The organism is Thiomicrospira microaerophila, from assembly GCF_000934765.1.
GTDB classification, from domain to species: domain Bacteria; phylum Pseudomonadota; class Gammaproteobacteria; order Thiomicrospirales; family Thiomicrospiraceae; genus Thiomicrospira; species Thiomicrospira microaerophila.
In genome coordinates, this window is sequence record NZ_JYNN01000004.1 from 112,813 (window position 1) to 136,555 (window position 23,743).

The following is a 23,743-nucleotide window of genomic DNA, read 5'->3' on the forward strand; positions in this document are numbered from 1 at the left end:
TTGCGCTCGCAACGCGGCTTTACCCTGATTGAGTTAATGGTGGTGGTGGCGATTGTCGCCATTATTCTTGCGGCGGGTGTAATGTCGTTGGGCGGACGTGATAACCAACAGCACCGCCAGCATTGGGCGCAGATTCAAGGCTTATTGCAAACCGCGTGTGATCAGGCGGCGTTTAATCAAAAAATCTATCTGGTCGCGGTGACCGAACAGGGGCTTGAGGCGTTTGTGCGTGAGCAGGGTGAATGGTTAGCGGCGAAAATGAATAAGGTGAATTGGCCACAAGACACCAAGCCCCGTTGGCAGCTCGATGCGTTACTGCAAGAACGCTGGCAATTGCCTGAGCCGGGTTGGATGTGCTGGCCGAGTGGATTGGTTTCGGAGGGCGAGATTGGGTTATCTCGCACTGACGGCGCGCAAACCCTGCGCTGGGACGAGGGATTGTATTTTGAATTTGACCACTAATTTGGGCGCTAGCGTGGGGGCGCAATCGACATTTAAAACAGCACGGCAGAGCGGGTTTACGCTGATTGAGGTGATGGTCGCGGTGCTGATTGTGGCGGTGGCGCTGGCGGCACTTAGCCAAACGCTGGCGGTGATGACCCAGCAACAAAGTGGTTTGAGCGAGCGTCTGTATGGTAGTTGGGTGGCACAAAATCGCTTGATTGAGTTACAACATAGTCTGGGCAGCGAGATTGAAAAACAAATCGACGTTGAGATGGTCGGAGTAACCTGGCAAACGGACTTGACACTGGATAGTACCGCGATTCCCGGCATGATGCGCGCAACCCTAGAGGTCAAGCTTAAAGATAGCCGTCATTCTGCCGCCCGTTTGGTGACGGTGGTGGGCGAGTGAGCGCCATTAGCAAGCAAGCAGGTTTTACATTAATTGAGTTACTGATTGCGATCGCGGTGTCAGCGGTGATTGCGATTTTGGCCTATCAGAGTATTGATGCTGCAGTGCGTATCAGTGAATCGCACAGTCAGCAACAACAACAGCTGAGTCAGCTGCAGCGGGCGGTTTGGTGGCTGGAGCAAGATGTGATGCAAATGGCACCGCGTCCGGTGTTGGATGAACTCGGTTCAAGCTTGCCGGCGATGCAGTTGAGCCCTGGTCAGCTTGAGTTTACGCGGATTGCGCTCTATCCAACTCCTTATTCATCGGGGGGCTTGGTGCGAGTACGCTATCTGCTAGAGGACAATCAATTGTTGCGTTTGAGCTGGTCGGTATTGGACCGCGCGCCGGATAGCCTGCCGCGTCGCCAGGTGTTGTTAAAGGATGTTGAAGCGATGGATGTTCGCTTATTAGATGCTAATCAATTTTGGTTTGATTTTTGGCCACAACCCGGTCAGCCGTTGGAAGACCTACCAGGCCTGGTTGAAATTGAGCTTGATTTAAAGAAGGTTGGTAAAGTGCGGCGCTTGTTGCCAGGTGTTGATGGGATGCGGGTTAATGACGCGCCTTAAACTGATCAAGCCGGCTATGCGAACTATGCAGGCTAAGCAGAACAAGCAGAGCCATCAGCAGGGCTTTGCGCTTTTAACCGTGCTGATTGTGGTCGCCTTGGTGGCGGTGATTGCCAGTGGGATTCAGTATCAGCAGCGGTTGGATATTCAGCGCAGTGCTTATATGTTGAATCAGAGTCAAGCGATTGCGGTGGCGGCGGGTGTCGATGCTTGGGTAAAAAAAGGTCTAGCGTTTGATGCCAGTCAAAATCAGGTGGATCATTTAGGCGAACTCTGGGCACAGCCGATGTTTCCGATGAGTTTTGAGGGTGGCGACATTGGGGGTCAGCTGTTTGACATGCAGGCGCGTTTTAACCTGAATAATCTGATCGAGCCGGATGCTGAAAAACAAGCACAATGGCGTGGGGTGTTAGAGCGTATGCTGCGTCAACAAAACCTGCCTACCGATTGGGTTGCGCCGCTGATTGATTGGCTGGATGCGGATAATAATCCGATAGCGGGTGGCGCGGAATCCGATACCTATTTGTTGCGCACGCCGGCTTATCGCGCCGCCAACAGAAGGATGGTGGTGCTAGAAGAAGCGCGGTTGCTAGAAGGCATGGATGCCGAGCAGTTTGCGTTGGTCGCGCCTTGGTTGAGTGTATTGCCAAAAATCACGCCGATCAATATCAATACCGCTGAACCCGCGGTGTTACAAGGGCTCGCGGAGTTTATGGATGCGACCTTGGTTGAGGTCTGGCGCGAAATGCGTTTAGAGGAACCAGCGCAGGATGTGGCGGCGTTTCGACAATTTGTGCAACAAAATACGGGGCGCGAACTTGAGGAGATTAATCAGGCCTTACCGGATAGTTTGATTAGTGTGCAAACTGAATTTTTTCAATTGAATGGTACGGTGGAGTATGGTGTGGCGCAACTCAATGCCCGTGCCTTATATTATCGACAACAACAGCAGGTTAACCTGCTTCAACGATGGATCGCCTTAGCGGATGATGAGTTATTTTGATGTAAACGGACAGCTTCACCTGAACGAACCCGCGCCGAAGGTGATTTGGGTGCCGAGTCGTTGGGTGAGCATTTTGCAGGTGTTTGTGCCGGGTAAATCGCGCAGCCAATGGCAAGAAGCCTTGCCTTATGCGCTCGAAGAACAATTGGCGCAACCGCTGGAAGAAGTGCATCTGATCGCGCTTGAGCGCGATAAACAAGGCTTGACGCAAGTGGCGGTGGTGGCTAGAGCGCAGATGCAGGCCTGGTTGGCGGAGCTTGAAAAACAGGGTTTAACCCAGGCCTGGTTGGTGGCGGAGTGTTTTGCGCTAGCCACGCAAGCGAAACAAGCCGATGATAAAACGGATAATAACACCGATAATAGCACCGATAATAACTGGATCAGCGCCCCTTCGATGATTGAGGCCGATAGCCTGTTGTTGCGTAGCGGTGAATTGCGCGGCGCTAGCATGGCGAATGGGGTTTGGGCCAATTGGTTTGCCTTAGTCAAAGCACAACAACCCGACATTAAGATTGAACAGGTCAGGCAAATCACGCCAGCCGACACGCCCTTAAGCCTGTTGCGTAAAGTGAATTTGCGCCAAGGTGAGTTCTCGCCACAAGCTAAATCATCGGCGGCATCGCGTGCTTGGCGCTGGCCAGCTGGGCTGGCGGCGATTTGGTTGTTGTTAGTCGGGGTGCAAACCCATTGGCAGACCGAGCAAACCTTGCAACAAGCCCAAGCCTATCAGCAGCAAACCGAAACCCTGTTTCGTCAGTTGTTTCCGCAAACCCAGCGGATTGTGAATATCCAAGTGCAAACCCAGTCATTTTTAAACCAGTCCGGTCAGTCGGCGGCATCGCTTGCGCCGGTTGAATTATTAAGCCTTATCGAGCCCCATTTGCTGGCGCAAAATGCGATAAAACCTGGGCGAATGGATTGGCAAAACCAGCGTTTTAGTTTACAGCTTATAGGGCGTACCACAGAGCAGCTAGATCAATTATTGGCAAAAGTAAAAGCCGATTTGCCCGTGGGTTTGAATGCGCGATTACAAATTCAAAGCTTAACAGGCTCCGCCGTGGAGGGCGTATTACATGTTGATGCAAACTGAGTTAGGTCAACAGCTTGCCGCACGCTGGCAAGGATTGGCGGCGCGAGAGCGGATGTTGTTGCAGCTATTAGTGGTAGCGTTGTTGGTTTTGTTGGTCTATCGCTTTGGTTGGCAACCTTTAGTGGCCCAGCAACAGCAAGCGCAGCAGCGTTTAGCGATAGCTGAACAGCAGTGGCAGTGGCTTAATCAACAAATTCCGGCGATTCAGCAGGCGCAGGGGCAGCGTGCTGACGATGCACCAACGCTGCAAACCCAGTCGCAACTGCTTGCGCATATCCAGCAAACGCTACGAAGCCAGAACCTGATTAATCAAATGGAGACCATTCGCCCTGCACCGAATGGGGTGCAGGTGATGTTTAATCAGGTGGATGCGCCGCGATTTTTTCAATGGTTGGGCCGCCTTGAGCAACAGGGTTTAACTCCAGAGCGCTTACAAGTTGAGCCAGTGAGTCAAGGGCGGGTGAAAGTCACATTGAACTTTAGGCTGGCATCGTGAGATTGTTGTCGTGGAGTTATTACCATGAGGTTATTGTCGTGAGCTTATTATCATGAAGTTGGTGCGTTGGATAAGTGGCGCTATGTTGCTGTTGCTGGTGTTCATGGCGGGCTTTGTCAGTCAGGTTCCGGTGAGTTATGTGTTAACCCAATTTGGCGACCAGATTCCAGCTGAGTTGCGTGTGACGCAACCCAAAGGCACGCTTTGGCAAGGGCAGGTGGCGATGGCCTATCAGGGCGCGGGCTTTGAGCAGTTAGCTGAAAAATTAGGAGGGGAATTAAGCTGGCAGTTAAAGCCCTCAGACCTGGTGTTGGGGGCGATCAAACAATCACTGCCGATGGAGATGCAACTACGTCATGGGCAAGATCAGCTCGACCTGCGGCTTGTTGCGACGCCCGCGCAACTTAGGTTGCATATTCCGCAGGGGCAACTGGATATCGCAAGGCTAGCCGCACCCTTTGCCGAGCAACAGTTTTTGTTGCGAGGTTTAACAGGCCAGCTTCATCTACGTGATCTGATGATTAAAATGGACTATAACCAGGCCTGGTTAGAAGACGCATCAGGGCGCGTGATTGTTACAGATTTAAACCTGATGGGAGCGCAGATTGAACAATTGAACATTGAAGCCCTGATGCAAGAGAAAACCATTGCGCTGCAAATCAATGCCGAGCAAGACGGTTGGCAATTGCAAGGCACCAGTCGTTTAAATCCGCCAAATCAATTTGATAACCAATTTGAACTCACCACCCAACAGCCCAATCGCTTCCCTGACTGGGCGCTGATGACGATGCAACAAATTTCCCCCACTCAAGCCCGCGCCGAAATGCGGGGGCAATGGTAGATTAGAACTTGAATTCAACGGCTAGGTTAAGTGCGAGCGAGTTGTCTTCGAACTCTTCAAAGTCAAGTGAGCTGAGGGCAAGGTCGAGGCTAACGAAGCCAACAGTTAAACCACCGTGCATGCGTGAAAACTCATTGCCAGCTGCTTCATGGGTGTAACCAAATCGAATGTCTGGTGCATACCATAGGTTAGAGGCATAGGAGGCCGAAATGCCGGCTTTTTGCGTTTCTAAGCCGGTGATGGCGGTTGTTTTGTTGAGGTCAGCAAAACCGGCCAGTGTCCAACGTCTATTCTTCGAGAAAAGTGCAGCCTCAACGCGCGCTTTAGGGTCCAAGGAAATTTCAGAAGGTAAATGGTTGCTTGCTATTAAGTTGGCGGCATCCTGGCCAATGGCACCATACTCAAAGCTGGGTGCATTTAGGTTTTCAAGTGTTAAGCCGAGCATATAGTTTTTGGCATTGTACTGTAAACCAAAGTCGACGCCAAAAGCCGTAGACGTATCACTGGAGGTAATGGCTTCTTGGATACCATCGCTGATTTCATCACTAAAGTCTTGGTCTGGGTTATTGATGATGCTGTCTAAACCAAACGCATAGTGTTTAAAGCTGGCCTGCATCATCTTGACACGGAACCCCGCGTTTAAACTGCCTTCACCTAGTGTAAACCAACGGTCAAGGTCCATGCCATAGCCTAGTGTTGCTTCGGTTAGGTGGTAGCCGGTGATGTTGAGTGCGGCATTGGTTTGTGCTGTGGCGTCCGCGGTAAAGTTATTAGGATTTGCTTCTGTGGGAGCATATACAACATCTACATTCAGATCTGACCCTTGCGATTGATTGAGTTTGATCGCGGCACCAGAGGTTACGGATGCGCCGACCATCCATCCACCCCAGTTATGGGTTTGAATGACAAGCGGCAGTGAGAAGGATGTTTGCAGCTGCATTCCTAGATTAGAGAAGTCTGTAAAAAAGCCATCAACAACACCCTCTAAATCCTCCTCAAGACCGGTTTTTAAGTCATTTGCTACTTGCGTAGGGTTAGCGATAACGGTTGCTTGATCGAGAGCTCCAACCCTCGTTGCAAGGCGATCTGATAGGTCATCTAGCTCGTTCTGTACATTTTCAACACGATCCTCAATACCTGACATACCTGTGTAAGAAATATCAATCCCCGCACTTAAGCCTAAGCCCCATAGCCGTTTAGAGGTATCCCCACCGAGTGAGGCAGGGTTTTGAAAGCCGTTAAAAAGTGTGTGGGTGTTGCCGACGTCGCCATAGCCTAGCGTGGAACCCGCATTGTAAAATGTAGATGCGCTGACCATTGATGAGCTCGCCATCGCAATGGCAGTGACTAAGATTTTATGTTTAAACATGGTGTCTCCTTCGTGTTTTTAAAGTGCAAAAAAGTGGATTGAAAAGTTTAGTTAAAAGCTGCCTGATGTGGACACATAAAGATTCATACCAAAGGTTTTAATCTCTTGGGTATGGCTGGAGCTACCAAACAGGTTGGCCGTTCCGGTGCCACCAAGATAGCCTAAACCGACGGTAATATTCGATGTTTTGGTATAACGTGTAACCGAAAAGCTAGAGCCGATTTCATTAATGTGTGGATCGCCATGCACAGACACATTCGATTCTGTATTGGCGTTATTGGTGTATAAGCCACCCCGCACGGCCCATGTGGGGTTAAGAAAGTATTCAGCACCACCGGCGAGGTTCCATGTGGCGGCATAGCGATCTGTGGACGTGGCATAGCTGAAGTCACCGGTTAACAAGAGTGCGTTAGAGGGAAAGTAGGCGAGACCTAAATTCACTTCGGTCGGCAGCTTGTTTTTGGTGGTTTCGTTTAAACCTATATCGGTATGTTGGTGTGCATTGGTGTCCAGCGCGACAAAGTTACTTCCCTCAAGGGTATAGCATTGTGTGCCGGTGCAAAGCGTTTGGTCTAGTCGTGTGTCTGGGGATTCTGATAGCATGATGGTGGTTTGAATCATCATGCCTATTGAAACACGCTCAATCGGTGACCACATCAGGCCTAACCTAGGTTGGATTCCCAGTTCATCAGTTTGTACTTTTTGATAGTAGCTGTCTTTCAAAAAAACAGGCGCATCATCGATGTCACGCCCCTCAATAATCGAAATTTGCTTTAGTGTAGATTCTTTTTTTCGCATATAACCATAAAGGGTCATCCCAACGGAAAGCTGTTCACTCACCGGAAAGGCATAACTAATGCCCGCAAGGGTTGTGGTATCGGCATTGTTGTAGTCAATTTCTTGATTTCTAATCGCGTTTTGCTCAAGTGCCGCAAATTGGTTTGCCTCGCCTAAGGTTCGGTTGACGCCTAGTTCAGTGCCTACTTCGTCGGTGTTCTGGAGCCGCTTTGCTGATTGTAAATGCGTAAAGCTGTCGCTTTGGTCTTCTAGGTCATAATTTGGAATCGCAATCGAAAAGCCTGCCACGCCTGCGCCAAGCGGTTGAATAACGCCAAAGAAATTGGCGACCATCCCGGATGAGGTGCGTGTCCATTTTTGATTAGGGTTCGAATCGCTAATGCCCGAGTAGGTGGTGTTTTTAAAATTAAACGCATTGACCGAGCCTGATATTTTGGTCGAGGTGCTATAAACAATGCCGGCGGGATTGTAATAAAGTCCCGATGCATCATCCGATATAGCCGTATACGCACCACCTAAGCCTGCTGCACGATCGCCGACTAAAATATCACGATAGTGAAATTCGTCTGCCAAAGCAGGCATCGCCATGCTAGCGCCAGCCATAGCGAGCGCTAGCGTTTTTAGTTTAACTTGTTTAACGGTGTTCATTTAAGCGCTCCTCTAGGGTTGCAAGACGTAATCCGTCTAAACCATGCTCATTCAGAATGTTTTGAAGTTCAGTAATCCGTTCGTTCATCGGCGGGTGCGTGTTAGACAGGACCTGGGTTTGATTGTTTGGCGTACCGCTAAGCATCACAAAATAGTCCGCCAATGCTGAAGGTTGGTAGCCTGCATTCACTAATAGCCAAACGCTAGCCGCATCGGCCTCAAACTCGTCTTGTTTGGACTGTAAACCCTTCTCAAATAAAATTTCCATCGCTTGGCTCACGGCCTGATTAAATGCGACGACGGCCGCATTGCCGCCACCGGAAAGAATAGCGGTTAAACTGTTGTCGGCATTGGCATTCGTGCCACGTAATCCGATGGCACGCACGTAGTGGCGCGCTTCAATATGCCCCATTTCATGGGCTAGAATAGCGGCCAGTTGGGCTTCGTTTTGCGCCTTATTTAGCGCGCCTTTGGTGATAAATACATACCCACCTGGTGCGGCATAGGCATTGATTTCATCTGTGTTGAGCACAATAAAATAATAGGTCAGCTCAGGGCGTTGAGAGAACTGTGCGAGTGTATGCCCCACATGACTCACATAGTCATTTAGCTTGTCATCACGCAGTACCGGATAGCGCCCAAGAATTTTGCTTGCCAGTTCACGGCCAAAAATAATTTCAGCTTGAATGTCATCTGCGGTATATTCAGGCTCAACAATGTCCGTAAAGGCACGTTGCCGAAAGGAGAGTTGCTTTTCAATCAAGGCGGTGTTTAAGCTGGATTCAATCAGTGTATTAACATCAAAACCATCGGTAGTTTCGTTCGACCAGGCCGGGTTGGATAGGGCTATATTTGATGTCAAAGCGACGGATAGCGCTAAGATCAATTTGCGGTTAAAAAGATATTTCATCTACTGCGCTCCGGTGATAATCGGTTGCATAAACATTTTAATAGAATCGGGTGATACACTAAAGCCTTCCATGTATCGCAGGGCTTCCGTATCTGCTTGTAAGCCATCGCCAGCGTCCGCGCTACCTGCCAAGCCGCGTGCTGCGGCCGCGGTGGTGAGTGCAGAGGTGCGGCGGCGCACATCACGTAATTCAACATTGCCATCACTCGGCAATACGGTAACGCGTTCTGATGGAGGGGTATCACGTGCTAAAAACCGGGAAATCCAACCGCTTGAACCATCCGTCATTGTGATCTCGAACCAAGCGCCTTGTTGGCGTAATTGGATCACCTCATCCCCTAAACGAAGTGTCGTAACCAAGCTCGCATTAAATGCAGGTTCTGACATGACTTTGGCTTGTTGGCTTGAAATGTAAAGAGTAAGTTGAGTACTAGCGGCAGCTTGGTTTAAAAAAAACGTTGAAAATACTAAAAATACCAAAAAATGGTACGTTTTTGCAAACCAGGGAGAAGTAGTGTGGCGATGACTGCTATTCATGAATAAAACCCTTAACATGTTTTAACGTGAGTTTTATTCTATTGCTGAAATGCAAAATGTGCAAAGTTTTTCAATAAAAAAACAAAAATCTGTGTTAGTTTCTGTTTTATATCAAGCATTGTTGCGATGAAAAAATAACTTAAGTAGAAGGTTGGGTTTTTGCTTAAGCTATTTTTGGTTGTTGAACCGATTTTTATAAAACTTATACATCAAATTTAACTTAAGATAGTGATTTTAATTTTTTTATTGGAATGCGGTGGGGGCAGGTTTTTTTAATTTCTAGTGTTTTTTTAAGTGCAAAAAAGTAGGCGTTAGAGAAATTAATGCTTGAAGCCGATGCAGAGCTCCTTTAGAATCAAATTAATATCTTAAAAATTGTGCAAAAAGAAAGTTTATTTGCACGCTAGGCTGAAATTAAATTTAACAGGGGCAGCGGATCTATGAATTTACGTACAAAAAAAACAATATTGGCCGTTTCGATTGCAAGTATTTTATCTGGTTGTTTAGGTGGGGGATCTGATGGTGGTGCAACTGCGCCTTCCACTCCTGAACCTACTGAAGCCCCGACATCCGCCCCGACCGAAGCCCCGACCGAAGCCCCGACTGAAGCCCCGACTGAAGCCCCGACTGAAGCCCCGACTGAAGCCCCGACTGAAGCCCCTGTACCCCCTTCTAATGTGAAAAGGACAGTAAACTTGCAAATGTCCGGTGCGGTAGTGGATGGTTACATTGAAGACGCCTTGGTATGCTTGGACTTAAATAAAAATGATGTGTGTGATGAAAGTGAGCCTAGCACAAGAACGGATGATAAGGGAAAGTACAGCTTTGAATACGCGTTGCCTGAAAATCAAACGCTTGTACAATTGTTTACCCAGTCACGTATTCTGGTTATCGGTGGGGTGGATACTGATACGAATTTAGCTTTTAACACACGTTTGCGTGCGCCATTGAACCTTGGGAAAGCAATATCAAGCACCATTCAGACTGAAAATATTATTACAGATACACGCCATTTAACAGCTAACGTTACATCGCTTAGCACGCTTGTCGCACGTACAGTAGATACGGGTAAAACACTTGAACAAGCGCAGAATATTATTAAAGCGGCACTAGGTCTTGAGGATGTGTCTCAGTTGGATAAGGATCCTATTGAGGAGTTAGTTGACGCAGTCACATCAGGGGATGCTACTAGAACAACACAAGCTCGAAAAGCACTCGCCGTTACGGTAGCGGTAAACAGAGCAATAGAAACGATGGTGGCCGTAGCAAAGCAAGAAGATAAGGATACACGCTCGGAAGATGTTGCAGATGGCGTTTTAGACGCGATTGTTCAGGTTGCGATTGCACCACCTACTAACGTTGAAGTTAAATCTGTTGAAACGTTGGTAAGGGAGATTCCAAATGTACCTGCTGCAAAGCTAGCTGTTCAAGCTAAGGTAGCAGATCAGGCCAAAATTCAAATATCTAATGCAACACAGGTCGCAGCGATTACGGCTTTACAAACGCAAACCATTTATCAAAAAGAAACTGTAATTGATATTCGCTCTATCCAAGCATCGGCGCTTCAGTCAACTAATGTGGTTAATGTTATCAAGCAACAGGTTGAAGCTAAGGTTGTCGATTTGTCGAGCGAAGATGGTGTTAAGGTAGATGAGTTAACTACAGTAGGGAGCGAGGCGACTAAGGCAGCAGACTCCGTTGAACAACAACTTATTGTTGATTATTTAGTCAATTCAGGTTTTATTATCAACGAAGGTGGAGAAGAGGCGGTTAAAGGTATTGATGCTAATAAAGTCCAAACATTAAAAAGCTTTAGTGTTGCGGATATTTTGACATTGTTTAAATCAGTTGAGTCGCCATCCAGTGATCTAACGAGTTTGATAGATAAGCTTCAAGCTACATTAGATGTGGTTAGTTATATTGAGGAAGCTTTAAGTATTGCATTAAATCCTGGCGAGCGAAAAGAAATTCGTCAACTGAACTGGGTTGGCTTACCTGAAACCTTTAGCTTGGAGGATGTGTATGACTTATTGGCTCCAGAAAGTAGCCTTAAACTTAAAGTTGATATTTATTGGGCGCAACAACAAGCATCAGCGGCCTTGATTAGCTTTATTGAGGATCAAGGTATTGAGTTGAATGACTCTGAAAAACAGGAAATACTGCATTTAGATCTTAGAAATGCAGTTTATTCCGTCTTAGATGATTTACTAGCGATTGATGGGTTACCCGAGACTCTAGTGACTAAGATTCAAACTGAACTGGTGGAGTTGGCACGTTTAGAGAGCGCACAAGATGTGGTTGATTTTTTAGAGCTTAAAAACATTGTAATGACTGAATCGGATAAAACTAGCATTACAGCTTTGGATTTTAGCACGATTGTGGAGATCAGCTTGGAGAGCTTATCCAGCTTTAATGGCCTTCCCGAAAACGTTGTTCTGCAAATAAACCAACAATTACACCCTGCGCCACTACCAGAAACTGAAACAATTACGGGTCAAGTTGTCGATGGCTACCTTTGGAATATGAGTTGTCAGCTAGAGGGGTATTTTGTTAAAAGCCTGACAGATATTAATGGTTTTTATGTGATTAGTGCACCTATTGCTTATACTTATGCGTTGGATGTGGTTTGTTCATCAACCGACGACACCGTCGATACCGCACTCATTGATGAAGACACGCTAGAAGCATTAAGAGCTGACCCAACCCAATTTGCAGAACAGCGAGATACCTTAATACAAACAGCAGCCTTTCAAGGACAGCTTTCAGCACCGGCGGGGATGCGTAACATTACTCCAGTAACTTCTTTAGTCGCGGCGCTTCGTGGTTCGGGTGCGGATTTGGCGGAAGCCGAGTCTGTCGCGCGTGAAATTTTGGGCATTCCTGCAGATGTGCCATTAGATACCGACCCCGTAAAACGTCCTGAGGTTATGTTCGCGGCGGTACAAGCGGTTCATCAAGTCGTTAACGTGATTACGCAAGCGGCTCGTTCAGATAACAACACACTCCCTGCTGCGCAAACCTACGCGACCGTAATGCGTTCTTTAGCGACTGAAGTGCGCGCCGCGCGCGCCGCCGGTACCACCGTGAACTTAACCGATGCCAGCCAAACAGCGGCTTTAACGACTAACGTAGTGACGCGAGCAGCGACAGACGTTGCAGCTTTGATTGTTGATGAAACACAACGTGAAGCATTCACCACCACATTAAGTGCGCCCTCACGTACAGCGAGCATTGCTACGGCGACAACAAGTGCGGTGACAAGTGCTGTTGCTACAGCGCAGGTAGTGCGTGAAGCTATTGAGCAAGCTGCTAGCTTAGGCACGGCATTGACGCCTGCACAAATTGCGGCGGCTGCTGCTGCTGCACAACGACAAACGGCAACAACTGTAGAAGAACAGCTAAATATAGTGGTGCCAAACAGACCTAACCCTGTAACACCGGAGCCAATACCGGAGCCAATACCGGAGCCAATACCGGAGCCAATACCGGAGCCAATACCGGAGCCAATACCGGAGCCAATACCGGAGCCATTGCCAGGAGAAGGTGGAGCTTGGGGGGCTACATTGGTGGATGGGCTATCATTGACTATTCCATCAGGGACGCATACATTGGCTGTTTATGTTTTCCATGAAGATCTCATTCAGCAATTTGCTGCGAATGTGTATTTTGTTGATGCGGCTCAATTAGTTGAGGATGCTTTAAGGCTGTCAGACTTAGATGTTACTAATACGCCTGATCGCGTTATTGGTAAAGGCGTGAACCTTTCTGGAGGTGCGGTAACGGATAGGTTAGGAGTTTATGTTCAATTTTACGCTGAAACGGTTCAGTCAATAATAGGGGATTTAGCTAGTTTGCCCTGGTTTGATTATGGCACGCTATTAGGTGAGGCAGAAGGTGCTTACTCAAACCCGAATTTTCAAGATGGTAGAAGTTATAGCGTCAAACTTGAGGTTAAGAATGTTGATAATGTTGAATATTTAGTTGGTAAAATTGATGCTTTTGATGGGGTTAATAATAGTGTTTTATTAAACCAACTGATTAACGATGCTCAACTATGTTGGCGCTTTGATAACGGGGTAGAAACCTGCGTATCAGAGCAAAATAAAATTGGAACAAATTTGAGCCGTGAGTTTAAGATTGCACCTTTGTCTAATACCTATAACCAAAATTTTGTGTTATCAGACAAAATGCAGAACCGTATAGAGGCGGTTACACTACCTAGTCAGCAAAACTATAATGAAGCATCGAGCTTGATTGAAGGGATGTCTGTTGCGGTAAGTGCTGTTGAGTTTGCTACCGATAGTACGCGGGTTGATATTCATTTTTCAGGTGAAGGGTTTAGCAATGATCTACTCAACTATTATCGTCTAGAGATGGCCTTGCGTGATGAGGCAGGTCATGAGCGTATGATTCGTTCTATTTATAGTGATTCAGATTATATGGATTCACTCGTGTTTACGCAAACAGATACCACAATAATGTTTAGTTTTGATTTGCTTGATCTGTTTAGTGGCGACTGGGGTTCAGAATATATTTATGACATTTTTGTCAAAAATATTCGGCTCCGTGCGGCAGTAGATGGCGTTGTTGGTCTTGAAAATTATGTGTATTTTGCAGATGATCAAGCTTCGAAACCTTTAAGTCAAACACTGTTGGATGCACTTAATTATTATGATATAGATATACCGGATCAGTCATTGGATTTAACCAAACTTTCCGAGCAATTTGACATTCCACAAAAATGGCTTGAGCAAACGTATATTAGAAGTGATCACTCTGGCTATATTTATGGCTCCGCTGGTATTGTGGGCGAAACCGAGCATTGGTTCACCAGTGACTTGGTATTAGAAAGTGGTTATAGAGAGCAGTATAACATTACTGTACATAGCTATTATGATGATGAACAAGAAGATAGTCTCGCGGGAAGTTACCAGAAATATGACTCAAATTGGTTTATGATCATTTCCGATAGCTTTAACGACCATGCCAATCATTATTCAACCCGATCTTCAATTTTTTCAATAAATCATGAAGGGAATCGCGTCGAGGAACAAGTCTATGTGTCTCGCAATCAGTACGAAACAAGTGTGCATGTAACAGAAGAAGAGCATACTATTGTTTATGATAAAGATAGTTGGAAGCGCATCAGTGAGACTATAGTCGGAAAGAATGACTGGAGTAGCTATCAATTTACTAGTGTTTTTAGTGAAGATGAAAATGGAAATCGCGTGGTGGTGACGGATGAAGTTCGTAAAGATTTAAATGGTTTGGTAGTTGAGGATAAAGTGACTACCAGAAGCTATAATGAGATAGGCCATCCAGTCAGTGTATTTGTAGATGGTAAATATTTCGATTCTGCAGGTGTGATTTATCAGAAACAAACCTATGATCTAGTGGAGGTTTTTAATGTAACGGACTATGGCTGGTCTAGCAGGCCTGAGCATCGTTTTGAGTTGGTCGAGTACTTAGCTGTTCCAGATGATATGAGTACAGGAGATTCTTTTTCAAGTTGGATCGATCAGCATGTAGGTACGTTATTGGTTAGGCTTGATGGCAATAATTCTAGCGCCACAACTCAATTAGGTTCGGTTTATATTTTTGATTTTGATGTCACAAAAGATAAACTGGTGTTTGTTGACAAGGCTAATCAGTGGCAAAGCTTAGATGATATTCAATTGACGGTTAACTTGATTGATGATGGGTACGGTCAATCAATTATCTTAACAATGAACAACGACTCTGCGCAGACACTGCCTCAAATTCGGCTTATTACAACTGGGCTTGATCTGGCTGAAGATATTGATTTAACAAACTTAAGCTTGGCACAAATTAATGAGCTCTACTCGGTGTTTGATTTTGTGCATGCTGAACATCAGGAGCTAGTAGATTGGGTTCGTTTCGCGGATGATATAGAAGAGAGCCTGGCGATAACTGTAGCGGATTAACTCTGCGTGTTTTTTGGTTTGATACAACTCAAAAAAAATCAAAAGCGTCGATTGCACAGCGGTTTGATTGCCTTGGCAGTATGTTTGCTCTCGTTCTGGATTTTCCAAAGTGATGGGTTTCGGGTGATCGAAAACTGGTCAGATGACTTTAAGGCCAGTTTGTTTCGTGACGAATTAAAAGCCTCCGAAGATGTGGTGGTGTTGATGATTGATGAGGCCTCCTTGTCCGCGATGGATCCGGTGGTTGGCCGTTGGCCCTGGCCACGCTCTGTATGGGCGGATGTTATTGAGTATATGGCGATGGCCGAAGCCCAAGCGGTGGTCTTCGATATTCTTTTCACCGAAACACATCTAGAAGCCGATGGCTCGATTAGTCATCATGACCTGGCGCTGGTTGAGATGAGTGCGCAAACTGATTTTGTCACCCATGCGATGCAAATTCTTGAAGATCCGCATAATCCCTATGCAGATCGTCCATTGCCAGAAGGGTTTGCACAAAAATATCGCGTTGAAGACATCCAAGGCTTAGCGCCATCGAACAACAATACCTTTTATATTCCTTTTAATCCGCTGCGTGATCATAGTCATCGCATGGCGGTGGTTGAGTTTGCACCTGATCCAGATGGCGTGTATCGCAGCACGCGTTTGTTTCGAGATTATCAAGGTGATTTTTACCCGGTATTATCTATGTCCGCCTTGTTGGATCGCTTGGCGATTAAGCAAATTACATTTGAACCCCGCCAAGTAAAACTGGATGATTTAGTGGTGCCGCTGAATCGTCAAGGTAACTATGCGGTGAATTTTTATGGCGAGTTTGAGTCTTATGCGGTTTCTAGTGTACTCGCCTCGGTGGCCGCCTTGCGTCAAGGTGATTTAGAGGCGCTCTATACTGACCCCAGATTATTAGCCCCAGACACCTTTGCGAATAAACTGGTGCTAATAGGTACCAGCGCGGTGGGCTTGGAGGATTTAAAAAATACCCCTGTCGATAGCCGTTGGCCAGGGGTGTTTTTGCATGCGGCAATTGCCAGCAATATCCTGATGCAAGACTTTATTTATCAAGTACCTGAAACCCTCGTCTGGTTAACAATCTTTTTTATCAGCCTGATCGTATTGCTAACGGCCTTAAGGTTTAGCTCCTTGGTCGGGCAGTTGGTGTTGCCTAGTTTTTTATTGGCAGGCCTGGTGGCACTGAGTCTTTGGTTATTTGCGCAGTACCATATTCAGTTTGATCTGATTCCCGGCTTGTTTTCCGGGGCGATGACCTGGTTAATGCTCACCGCCTATTTTGCTGCCACGGAGGGGCGCGAAAAACAACGAGTTAGAGCCATGTTAAGCCAGTATGTTTCACCTGCGGCCCTTACAGAAGTATTAGATAACTATGAAGATCAACTTAATGCCCAGGTGGGTAAAGAAGAAGAAATGAGCATTGTGTTTTCCGATGTTCGTGGCTTTACCAGTATCTCAGAAAAGCTAAGCGCTCAAGAAGTGGTGAAACTGTTGAATATCCATTTGGAGGAAGTCACGCAAATCACCTTTGATAATAAAGGCACGGTGGATAAATTTATCGGTGATGCCTCGATGGCATTTTGGGGCGCGCCGCTCAAAGATGATGAACATGCCTACAATGCCACCGTCACCGCATTGCAGATGACGCGTGCTATGCCAAAGGTTAATGCCACGCTGGTTGCAGAAGGGCTGCAAAAGATTGATGTCGGGGTCGGGGTTAATACCGGTCGGGTGGTGTTAGGCAATATCGGCTCTAGCCAAAAGCTAGACTATACGATTATCGGCGATGCGGTAAACTTAGGGTCACGGGTGGAAGGTTTAACCAAAGAATATCACTTGCCTGTTCTCATCTCGGAGTTTACTTGGGCGCAGGTCAAAGAGCGGATTGTTTGCATGCCCGTTGATCGTGTTAGGGTAAAAGGTAAAAATGAACCTGTGTTACTCCTCTGCCCCCTCGCGATTGGTGACAAGGATGAGACTGATGATATTGAGCAAGCCAAAGCGATAGCCGACCAGGTTTGGTCAGCGCATAACGCCTACCATCTTAAGGATTTTGCGCTAGCAAAACAAATGTATAGCTCACTACCCGAAAAGTATAACGGCTTTAAACAGCTGTTTATCGAACGCTGCGACGCCTACATCACCACCCCACCCGCTGAAGATTGGGATGGTGTGTTTACCTTGACGCATAAGTAGTCATCTTTTTACGATTGGAGTAGTTTTATAAAAGCATTTACTTGAATATAAGTTTAATGTTCGGAAATCGAACAAAAGTGTAAGGGTCTACCAGGCTTGGAAGCATAGATGCTAAAAGACCGTGTGTTATAATTCTGCTTCTATGATTTGAGACCCTTTTAATTAAATGAAAGCAAAGCCCACTAAGACTCCTTCTGACAAAGCCCACGAGCGCGAGCAGGCGAGCGAGAAGACCAAGAAGTCCAATAACCGCGAGCAGTCTAGCAAACTAAAACGATTTGTTTGGCTGGTCTTGTCCTTGTTCCTTTTGGCTTTGGTGGCGATGCTGGGCGTTATCGGTTATGGTTATCATCTTATCCAGCAACCCATAAGCGAGCAAGCGCATGCAAAAATCATCGATTTGCCCTCGGGGGTGTCGGCGCGGCGGATGACCCAGCAATTACACCAGGCCGGCTTGTTAGAGCGCCCGCGTGAATTTGAATGGTATTTGCGTTATCATGAACTTGCCCATCAGTTAAGGCCCGGTGAGCTAGAGATTGATCCGCAATGGACGTTTGAACAATTGGCGCAGGCATTAATCCATGCGCCGCGAGTGCGCTATCCGTTTGTGATTATTCCGGGAGAAACGCTGGCGCAGGTTAAAGAAAAACTCGATAGTTTACCTAAGTTAAATCGAGTTCTAGACAACCAGGCCTGGTTGGATTTGGCGATTGAATTAGGCGTCACAAATAACCTTGAAGGTTGGTTATTGCCTGAAACTTATTATTATCATAAGGGTGAAACCGACAAAATGTTAGTGGCGCGCGCGGTGCAGGCCATGAAGATGTTTGTGGAGGTTGAGTGGCGAATTAGATCGGAAAATTTGCCAATCAAAACCCCTTATGAAGCCTTGATTTTGGCTTCTATTATTGAGAAAGAAACCGGTGCGGCGCATGAGCGTCAAAAAATTGCGGGGGTGTTTGTTAATCGTTTAAACAAACGCATGCGATTGCAAACCGACCCGACGGTTATTTATGGCATGGGTGATCGTTATCAAGGGCGGATTGGACGCGCAGGTTTGGATACGTGGACGCCTTATAATACCTATCGCAATCACGGTCTAACGCCCACGCCGATTGCGATGCCGAGCCGCGAAGCGGTGTTGGCCGCGTTGAATCCAGAGACAACCGATGCCCTGTATTTTGTATCAAAAGGCAATGGGGAGCATCATTTTTCAGCCACCCTAGACGAACACAACCGCGCCGTGCGCCGTTACATTTTGAACCGACGCTAAACCAAGTATCCGGACTAAACATGAGAGTGAAGTGAATGAATGGAAAGTTTTTAACCCTTGAGGGGGGTGAAGGTGCGGGTAAATCGACAAATCTGCGCTTTATTGAGGATTGGTTGCAGCAGCGAGGTCATCAGGTGGTGATTACCCGTGAACCTGGCGGTACCGCGTTGGGCGAGGCGATTCGTAGTTTGTTGCTTGATAAGCAATATCACTCTATGACACCTAGCTGTGAGCTGTTGCTGATGTTTGCCGCACGTGCGCAGCATATCGAAACGCTGATTAAGCCGGCCCTAGCCGAAGGAAAATGGGTGATTTCCGATCGTTTTACCGATGCCACCTATGCTTATCAGGGCGCGGCACGCGGCTTGGGGTTTGAGCGCATTGCACCGATAGAAGACTGGGTGCAGCAGGATTTTAGACCCGATTGTACCTTTGTTTTTGATTTGCCAGTGGCGCTGGGAATGCAACGCGTGGCGCAACGCGGCGGCGAAACCGACCGTTTTGAACAGGAGAAAACGGTGTTTTTTGAACAGGTGCGTCAGGCCTATCTTAACCGTGCGGCGCAAGCGCCCGCACGCTATTGTGTGTTGGATGCGGCGCAGCCTTTGGATGGCGTGCAAAGCCAGATTGTGGCGCAACTTCAGCGGCTTAGCGCCGTATGATTTATCCTTGGCAGCAAACGCAATGGTCGTTATGGCTCGCACAGTTTGAACGCTTGGGGCATGCTTATCTACTGACCGGAACAAACGGATTAGGCTTGACCGAATTTGCCCAGCAGATGGCACAATCACTTTTTTGTCAGTCGCATACCGCCTGTGGGCAGTGCGCAGGTTGCCATCAATTCTTAGAACACACCCATGTCGATTTTTTCCAATTAGATGTATTAGAAGGCAAAAAAGAAGTCGGTGTTGAGCAGATTCGACAGCTGACGCAAAAGCTGATGCAAACCTCGCATCAAGGTGGTTACAAGGTCGCGGTTTTACCTGAGGTCGAGCGCCTGAATACGTCCGCTTTTAATGCCCTGTTAAAAACATTGGAAGAACCACCCGAAAAAACCCTGCTGATTTTAACCAGCTATCAGTTGGAGCGCTTGCCGGCGACGATTGTTAGCCGTTGCCAGCAATTGGCCTTTAATGCGCCGAGTATGCAGGATAGCCAGGCCTGGTTGTTAACTCAGACAAACAATGAAATGGATGGCGCGCGTGGCAAGCGTGCATTGCGTCTAAACTGGGGTGCGCCCTTGGCCGCGTTAGACTGGCTTAACAACCAGGCCTGGTTGCAAGATGAGGCTTGGCAAACGGATATCCATGATTTAGTTACACAGCGCAAAACCCCATCGGACTGCGCCAGCGCTTGGTTAAAGTGGCCGAATCCCGAAGCCGTATTTGATCAGTTTTATCTGCTGAGCGTGAGCGCGATTCGTCAAGCCCTCTATCAGCAACAGGGCGTAAAAACCCAGTGGTTTGGGTTTCAGCAACAAGTGCTGCAAGCTAAACGCGATTGGTTGGGCAATGCGAACAAGGAATTACTGCTAGAGTCATTATGTTTGCTTTATCTCGCGCTACAATCTGAAACCTCTAGCCCACTGCCTAACATTTTTAGCGATTCAAGAATAAGAGGACGTTGTTAAACCATGATTATTGATTCACATTGCCATTTAAATATTATCGACGCCGACTCAGTCGGTGATACCCAGCAGTTGATTACCTCCGCCCGTGAGCTCGGCGTTGAGCGCATGATGTGTGTGGCGATTGGACCGGATAAATGGCAAGAAGTGATTGAATTGGCCGACCGCTATCCAGAAGTCTATGCCAGTATCGGCATTCATCCGTGTAGTGATGAGAGTGTGCAGGCGACGGATGAGGCGATTATTCAAGCGGCTAGTCATCCCAAAGTCTTAGCCATCGGCGAGGTGGGGCTGGATTATTTTCATCAATCACCCGATCAGGTTGATTTGAATTATCAAAAAGCCCGCTTTCGTCAGCACATCGCGATAGCCAAACAATTAGACAAGCCGCTCGTGATTCATACCCGCGCTTCAACCCCGGATGTGTTACAGATTTTGCGTGAAGAAGGCGCGGATCAAGTGGGCGGTATTATGCATTGTTTTGTTGAAGATTTAGCCACCGCGCAACAGGCGATGGAACTTGGGTTTTATATATCGTTTTCCGGTATCTTAACCTTTAAAAATGCGAAAGAACTCAAAGCGGTGGCACAAGCATTGCCGCTAGAGCGGATTCTGGTAGAAACCGATGCGCCTTATCTTGCGCCAGTTCCTTATCGCGGCAAGGTAAATCAGCCAGGTTATACGCGCTATGTGGTCGAGGAATTGGCTCGCTTGCGCGACCTGCCGTTTGAGCAGGTTGCCAAAGCGACCAGCGATAATTTTTGTCGACTGTTTAAATTACCTCATTAATGATCGCCACTTGGAGTCGATATGAACGCCACGACCGCCACGCCTAAGCTAAATTCAACCACACAAAATCTTCAGGATTTACAACCCGACCTGGTGGATCAATATAGCTGGCAGCGCATTTGGCAATTGATTAAAACCCATAAACCCCTGTTAATTAAAGCGCATATCATTGCTTTTTTCGCCACCCTCGCCACCATTCCGCTGCCGTTACTCTTACCGCTATTGGTGGATGAAGTATTGCTCGATCAACCGGCTTGGATAGTCGCTAGCTTGCAGGCGATCGCGCCAGCGAGTTGGTATTCGGCCGTCTATTACATTGTGGCGATTACTATTTTAACGATCCTGCTGCGTGCGATAGGGGTAGGGCTGGGTGTCTGGCAAATGCAACAGTTTACGGTGATTTCAAAAGACGTAACCTATCGTATTCGTCGCGACTTGCTCGCGCGGGTGCAAGGCGTGTCGATGGCGCAGTATGAAACCCTCGGTACGGGATCGGTCAACGCGACACTGGTGAACGATGTGAATACCATTGATAGCTTCTTAGGCACAACGGTGGGCAAGCTGATTATTGCGCTGTTCAGCTTGGTGGGCATGACGATTATTTTACTCTGGCTGCATTGGCAGTTGGCCTTGTTTATCCTGTTAATGAACCCGCTTGTGGTGTATTTCACCGTCAAAATGGGGCGCAAGGTAAAGACACTTAAAAAAGATGAAAACACCGCATTGGATGCGTTTCAGCAAGCCTTATCTGAAACCCTCGATGCCTTGATGCAGGTACGCGCCAGTAATCAAGGGCGCTCGTTTTTCAGTAAAATCAACCAAAAAGCGTTTAACGTTAAACGCCATTCCGAAACCTTTACCTGGAAAAGCGATGCCGCAAGTCGTTTGTCTTTTTTAATCTTTCTCGTGGGCTTTGATATATTCCGTGGCGTCAGCATGCTGATGGTGGTGTTTTCGGATTTATCGATTGGTCAAATGATGGCGGTGTTTGGTTATCTATGGTTTATGATGGGGCCGGTACAAGAATTATTAGCGATTCAATACAGCTATAATGCCGCCAGCGCCGGATTGTCGCGGATTAACTCGGTGTTGGATTTAAGACAAGAACCTAGCTATCCCGCCAAGAGCAACCCGTTTTCGAATGAGAAACCAGTCAGTGTTCGGGTTGAAAACCTCAGCTTTCACTATCCCGGCAAGAGCGAACTCGTGCTCAACAATCTCAACTTTGAAATACGGCCGGGTGAAAAACTCGCCTTAGTCGGCGCAAGTGGCGGCGGAAAAACCACCCTAGTGCAAATGCTTCTCGGCTTTTATCAGCCAAATGCCGGACAGGTCTATTACAACGACCAGCTGATTGAGCAGGTTGGCTATGAATCTGTGCGTGAACATGTCGCCACCGTCTTGCAAACCCCGATGCTGTTTAACCAAACCCTACGCTTTAACCTAGGGTTAGGGCGCGACTTAACCGACGACCAGCTTTGGCAGGCCTTATCGCAAGCGCAATTGGCACAAACCGTTAAAGAGCTAGAACAAGGGCTAGACACCATCGTTGGGCGCAATGGCATTAAACTCTCCGGAGGTCAGCGCCAGAGGTTAGCGATTGCCCGCATGATCCTGCAAGACCCAAAAGTCGTGATAATGGACGAAGCCACCTCCGCCCTCGACCTAGAAACCGAGCGAAAACTCTACCAAGACCTCGCCCCATTTTTCGCTGGCCGCACCACCCTTATCGTCGCCCACCGCCTAAGCTCAATCCGCCAAGCGGACAGAATCCTGGTATTTGAAGACGGCCACATCATAGAAAGCGGCGAACACGAAGAACTACTCGCCAAACAAGGCACCTACCATCGGTTGTTTAGGTAGGTTTTAGGTTCGCCTTGGTTTAATCCACAAAGTCCAAAATAGCATCGAGGCCGCTGAAGTTGAAGGCGGTGTGGGCTTGGGCTTGTACTTTGGGTTTGGCGTGGTAGGCGATGCTTAAGCCGGCTTCGCCCATCATTAGTAGATCATTTGCGCCATCGCCTATCGCAATGACTTGGTTGGGTTTGATGTTGAGCTGATTACAGAGCTCATGTAGAAAATCCGCTTTGGCTTGGGCGTCGATAATGCTGCCTTCAACCTGTCCTGTGAGTTTGTTGTTGGCGATCGCCAGTTTGTTTGCGCGTGCAAAGTCTAGCACTAGTCGTTGTTTAAGACGTTCTGTGAAAAAATCAAATCCGCCAGATACCAGTGCAAATTGAATGTCTTTTTGTTTTAATCCTTCTAAACAGACTTCAGCGCCTGGGTTGAGTGTTAAGCGTTCGTCATAAACACGTTGCAATGCCTCGGTGGGCAGGTCTGTCAAAAGTTTGACACGCTGGGTGAGGGATTGGGCAAAATCGAGTTCTCCGCGCATTGCCGCTTCGGTAATTTCAGATACTTGCGGTTTAAGGTTCATCATATCGGCGATTTCATCGATGCATTCAATTGAGATCAGTGTGGAATCCATATCACTAATCACCAGTTTAACCTGTGAGGGGTCGAAGTCAGCCGGCAGGCGATTGATATCGAGCTGTAATTGCTGACCCAGTTCTTTCAGTTTATCCGCTGAAGGTGCATCGGCGATGTCGAGGCGGTAGTGATTGGAATGGGGATAAGGCAACCCTAGACTTTTTTCTATAATAGCCAGTTGTTTTTGGTCAAGTGTTGTGGTGTGGATAATGATGCGTGCCATGTTAGGTATCCTTGTGGTCATGTTTGGGTGTTTAG

Annotated in this window: 19 protein-coding genes; 14 read left to right on the plus strand and 5 right to left on the minus strand. The window is 47.4% G+C overall.

Translation table 11 applies throughout. The annotated features are described in order from the left end of the window. The 7 genes from NA59_RS03340 to gspN are packed head-to-tail and all read left to right on the plus strand — an operon-like array spanning position 1 to position 4,894. Positions 1–462 carry a type II secretion system protein gene (locus tag NA59_RS03340; RefSeq protein ID WP_044407927.1) on the plus strand — a complete coding sequence of 154 codons (462 nt, stop codon included), beginning with the start codon at positions 1–3 and terminating at the stop codon, positions 460–462. Then, positions 446–853: a type II secretion system minor pseudopilin GspI gene (gspI, locus tag NA59_RS14200; protein WP_052501431.1), complete on the plus strand. Its 408-nt coding sequence runs from the start codon at positions 446–448 to the stop codon at positions 851–853. Before NA59_RS03340 ends, gspI begins: the two co-directional genes overlap by 17 nt. Further along, a complete protein-coding gene (gene gspJ, locus NA59_RS03350) occupies positions 850–1,464 on the plus strand; it encodes a type II secretion system minor pseudopilin GspJ (protein ID WP_052501432.1) in 615 nt (204 codons plus the stop codon). The genes gspI and gspJ overlap by 4 nt, the downstream gene beginning before the upstream one ends. Further along, positions 1,451–2,467: a type II secretion system minor pseudopilin GspK gene (gene gspK, locus NA59_RS03355; protein ID WP_044407930.1), complete on the plus strand. Its 1,017-nt coding sequence runs from the start codon at positions 1,451–1,453 to the stop codon at positions 2,465–2,467. Before gspJ ends, gspK begins: the two co-directional genes overlap by 14 nt. Then, entirely contained in the window at positions 2,451–3,557 is a 1,107-nt protein-coding gene (gspL, locus tag NA59_RS03360; RefSeq protein ID WP_044407933.1) for a type II secretion system protein GspL, read from the plus strand. Before gspK ends, gspL begins: the two co-directional genes overlap by 17 nt. Beyond that, on the plus strand, positions 3,541–4,053 hold the full coding sequence (gene gspM / locus NA59_RS14205; protein ID WP_052501433.1) for a type II secretion system protein GspM: 513 nt from the start codon (positions 3,541–3,543) through the stop codon (positions 4,051–4,053). Before gspL ends, gspM begins: the two co-directional genes overlap by 17 nt. A 52-nt stretch (positions 4,054–4,105) precedes the next feature. Then, on the plus strand, positions 4,106–4,894 hold the full coding sequence (gene gspN, locus NA59_RS03370) for a type II secretion system protein N (RefSeq protein WP_044407936.1): 789 nt from the start codon (positions 4,106–4,108) through the stop codon (positions 4,892–4,894). A gap of 1 nt (position 4,895) precedes the next feature. Here gspN and traF read toward each other — a convergent pair whose 3' ends face one another. Genes traF through NA59_RS03390 form a run of 4 tightly spaced genes read right to left on the minus strand, consistent with a single transcriptional unit; the run spans position 4,896 to position 9,006 of the window. Beyond that, the gene (traF, locus tag NA59_RS03375; RefSeq protein WP_044407939.1) at positions 4,896–6,263 is read right to left on the minus strand and encodes a conjugal transfer protein TraF; all 1,368 of its coding nucleotides are present in this window, start codon (positions 6,261–6,263) and stop codon (positions 4,896–4,898) included. Positions 6,264–6,314: 51 nt separating this feature from the next. Beyond that, positions 6,315–7,709: an OmpP1/FadL family transporter gene (locus tag NA59_RS03380; protein WP_044407943.1), complete on the minus strand. Its 1,395-nt coding sequence runs from the start codon at positions 7,707–7,709 to the stop codon at positions 6,315–6,317. Then, on the minus strand, positions 7,696–8,619 hold the full coding sequence (locus NA59_RS03385; protein ID WP_052501434.1) for a M48 family metalloprotease: 924 nt from the start codon (positions 8,617–8,619) through the stop codon (positions 7,696–7,698). The genes NA59_RS03380 and NA59_RS03385 overlap by 14 nt, the downstream gene beginning before the upstream one ends. After that, positions 8,620–9,006: an SH3 domain-containing protein gene (locus tag NA59_RS03390; RefSeq protein ID WP_157792534.1), complete on the minus strand. Its 387-nt coding sequence runs from the start codon at positions 9,004–9,006 to the stop codon at positions 8,620–8,622. 590 nt (positions 9,007–9,596) lie between these two features. Here NA59_RS03390 and NA59_RS14930 point away from each other — a divergent pair. The 7 genes from NA59_RS14930 (at position 9,597) to NA59_RS03425 (ending at position 22,858) form a co-directional block, all read left to right on the plus strand. Then, positions 9,597–15,101, plus strand: coding sequence for a hypothetical protein (locus NA59_RS14930; protein ID WP_044407949.1), 5,505 nt, complete (start codon positions 9,597–9,599; stop codon positions 15,099–15,101). 6 nt (positions 15,102–15,107) lie between these two features. Further along, a complete protein-coding gene (locus tag NA59_RS03400; protein ID WP_044407952.1) occupies positions 15,108–17,306 on the plus strand; it encodes a CHASE2 domain-containing protein in 2,199 nt (732 codons plus the stop codon). A 166-nt stretch (positions 17,307–17,472) separates the two neighbouring features. After that, entirely contained in the window at positions 17,473–18,579 is a 1,107-nt protein-coding gene (gene mltG, locus NA59_RS03405; protein ID WP_083944901.1) for an endolytic transglycosylase MltG, read from the plus strand. Between the two features lie 35 nt (positions 18,580–18,614). After that, positions 18,615–19,241: a dTMP kinase gene (tmk, locus tag NA59_RS03410; RefSeq protein WP_044407955.1), complete on the plus strand. Its 627-nt coding sequence runs from the start codon at positions 18,615–18,617 to the stop codon at positions 19,239–19,241. After that, positions 19,238–20,209, plus strand: a complete 972-nt coding sequence (gene holB, locus NA59_RS03415) for a DNA polymerase III subunit delta' (RefSeq protein WP_044407958.1) — start codon at positions 19,238–19,240, stop codon at positions 20,207–20,209. The genes tmk and holB overlap by 4 nt, the downstream gene beginning before the upstream one ends. 3 nt (positions 20,210–20,212) lie before the next feature. Further along, positions 20,213–20,995: a TatD family hydrolase gene (locus NA59_RS03420; RefSeq protein WP_044407961.1), complete on the plus strand. Its 783-nt coding sequence runs from the start codon at positions 20,213–20,215 to the stop codon at positions 20,993–20,995. A 21-nt stretch (positions 20,996–21,016) separates the two neighbouring features. Continuing rightward, complete coding sequence (locus NA59_RS03425) at positions 21,017–22,858, plus strand: ABC transporter ATP-binding protein (RefSeq protein WP_083944904.1); 1,842 nt, start codon at positions 21,017–21,019, stop codon at positions 22,856–22,858. A gap of 19 nt (positions 22,859–22,877) precedes the next feature. On the opposite strand, the gene serB is transcribed toward NA59_RS03425, so the two are convergent. Next, the gene (serB, locus tag NA59_RS03430) at positions 22,878–23,708 is read right to left on the minus strand and encodes a phosphoserine phosphatase SerB (protein ID WP_044407963.1); all 831 of its coding nucleotides are present in this window, start codon (positions 23,706–23,708) and stop codon (positions 22,878–22,880) included. Positions 23,709–23,743: the final 35 nt, after the last annotated feature.

Excerpts from the sequence above, each read along its gene's own strand:
- gspK (WP_044407930.1), top strand. The coding sequence starts at position 1,451 with ATGACGCGCCTTAAACTGATCAAGCCGGCTATGCGAACTATGCAGGCT.
- gspL (WP_044407933.1), top strand. The coding sequence starts at position 2,451 with ATGATGAGTTATTTTGATGTAAACGGACAGCTTCACCTGAACGAACCC.
- gspM (WP_052501433.1), top strand. The coding sequence starts at position 3,541 with ATGTTGATGCAAACTGAGTTAGGTCAACAGCTTGCCGCACGCTGGCAA.
- gspN (WP_044407936.1), top strand. The coding sequence starts at position 4,106 with ATGAAGTTGGTGCGTTGGATAAGTGGCGCTATGTTGCTGTTGCTGGTG.
- traF (WP_044407939.1), bottom strand. The coding sequence starts at position 6,263 with ATGTTTAAACATAAAATCTTAGTCACTGCCATTGCGATGGCGAGCTCA.
- NA59_RS03380 (WP_044407943.1), bottom strand. The coding sequence starts at position 7,709 with ATGAACACCGTTAAACAAGTTAAACTAAAAACGCTAGCGCTCGCTATG.
- NA59_RS03385 (WP_052501434.1), bottom strand. The coding sequence starts at position 8,619 with ATGAAATATCTTTTTAACCGCAAATTGATCTTAGCGCTATCCGTCGCT.
- NA59_RS03390 (WP_157792534.1), bottom strand. The coding sequence starts at position 9,006 with ATGTCAGAACCTGCATTTAATGCGAGCTTGGTTACGACACTTCGTTTA.
- NA59_RS14930 (WP_044407949.1), top strand. The coding sequence starts at position 9,597 with ATGAATTTACGTACAAAAAAAACAATATTGGCCGTTTCGATTGCAAGT.
- mltG (WP_083944901.1), top strand. The coding sequence starts at position 17,473 with ATGAAAGCAAAGCCCACTAAGACTCCTTCTGACAAAGCCCACGAGCGC.
- tmk (WP_044407955.1), top strand. The coding sequence starts at position 18,615 with ATGAATGGAAAGTTTTTAACCCTTGAGGGGGGTGAAGGTGCGGGTAAA.
- holB (WP_044407958.1), top strand. The coding sequence starts at position 19,238 with ATGATTTATCCTTGGCAGCAAACGCAATGGTCGTTATGGCTCGCACAG.
- NA59_RS03420 (WP_044407961.1), top strand. The coding sequence starts at position 20,213 with ATGATTATTGATTCACATTGCCATTTAAATATTATCGACGCCGACTCA.
- NA59_RS03425 (WP_083944904.1), top strand. The coding sequence starts at position 21,017 with ATGAACGCCACGACCGCCACGCCTAAGCTAAATTCAACCACACAAAAT.
- serB (WP_044407963.1), bottom strand. The coding sequence starts at position 23,708 with ATGGCACGCATCATTATCCACACCACAACACTTGACCAAAAACAACTG.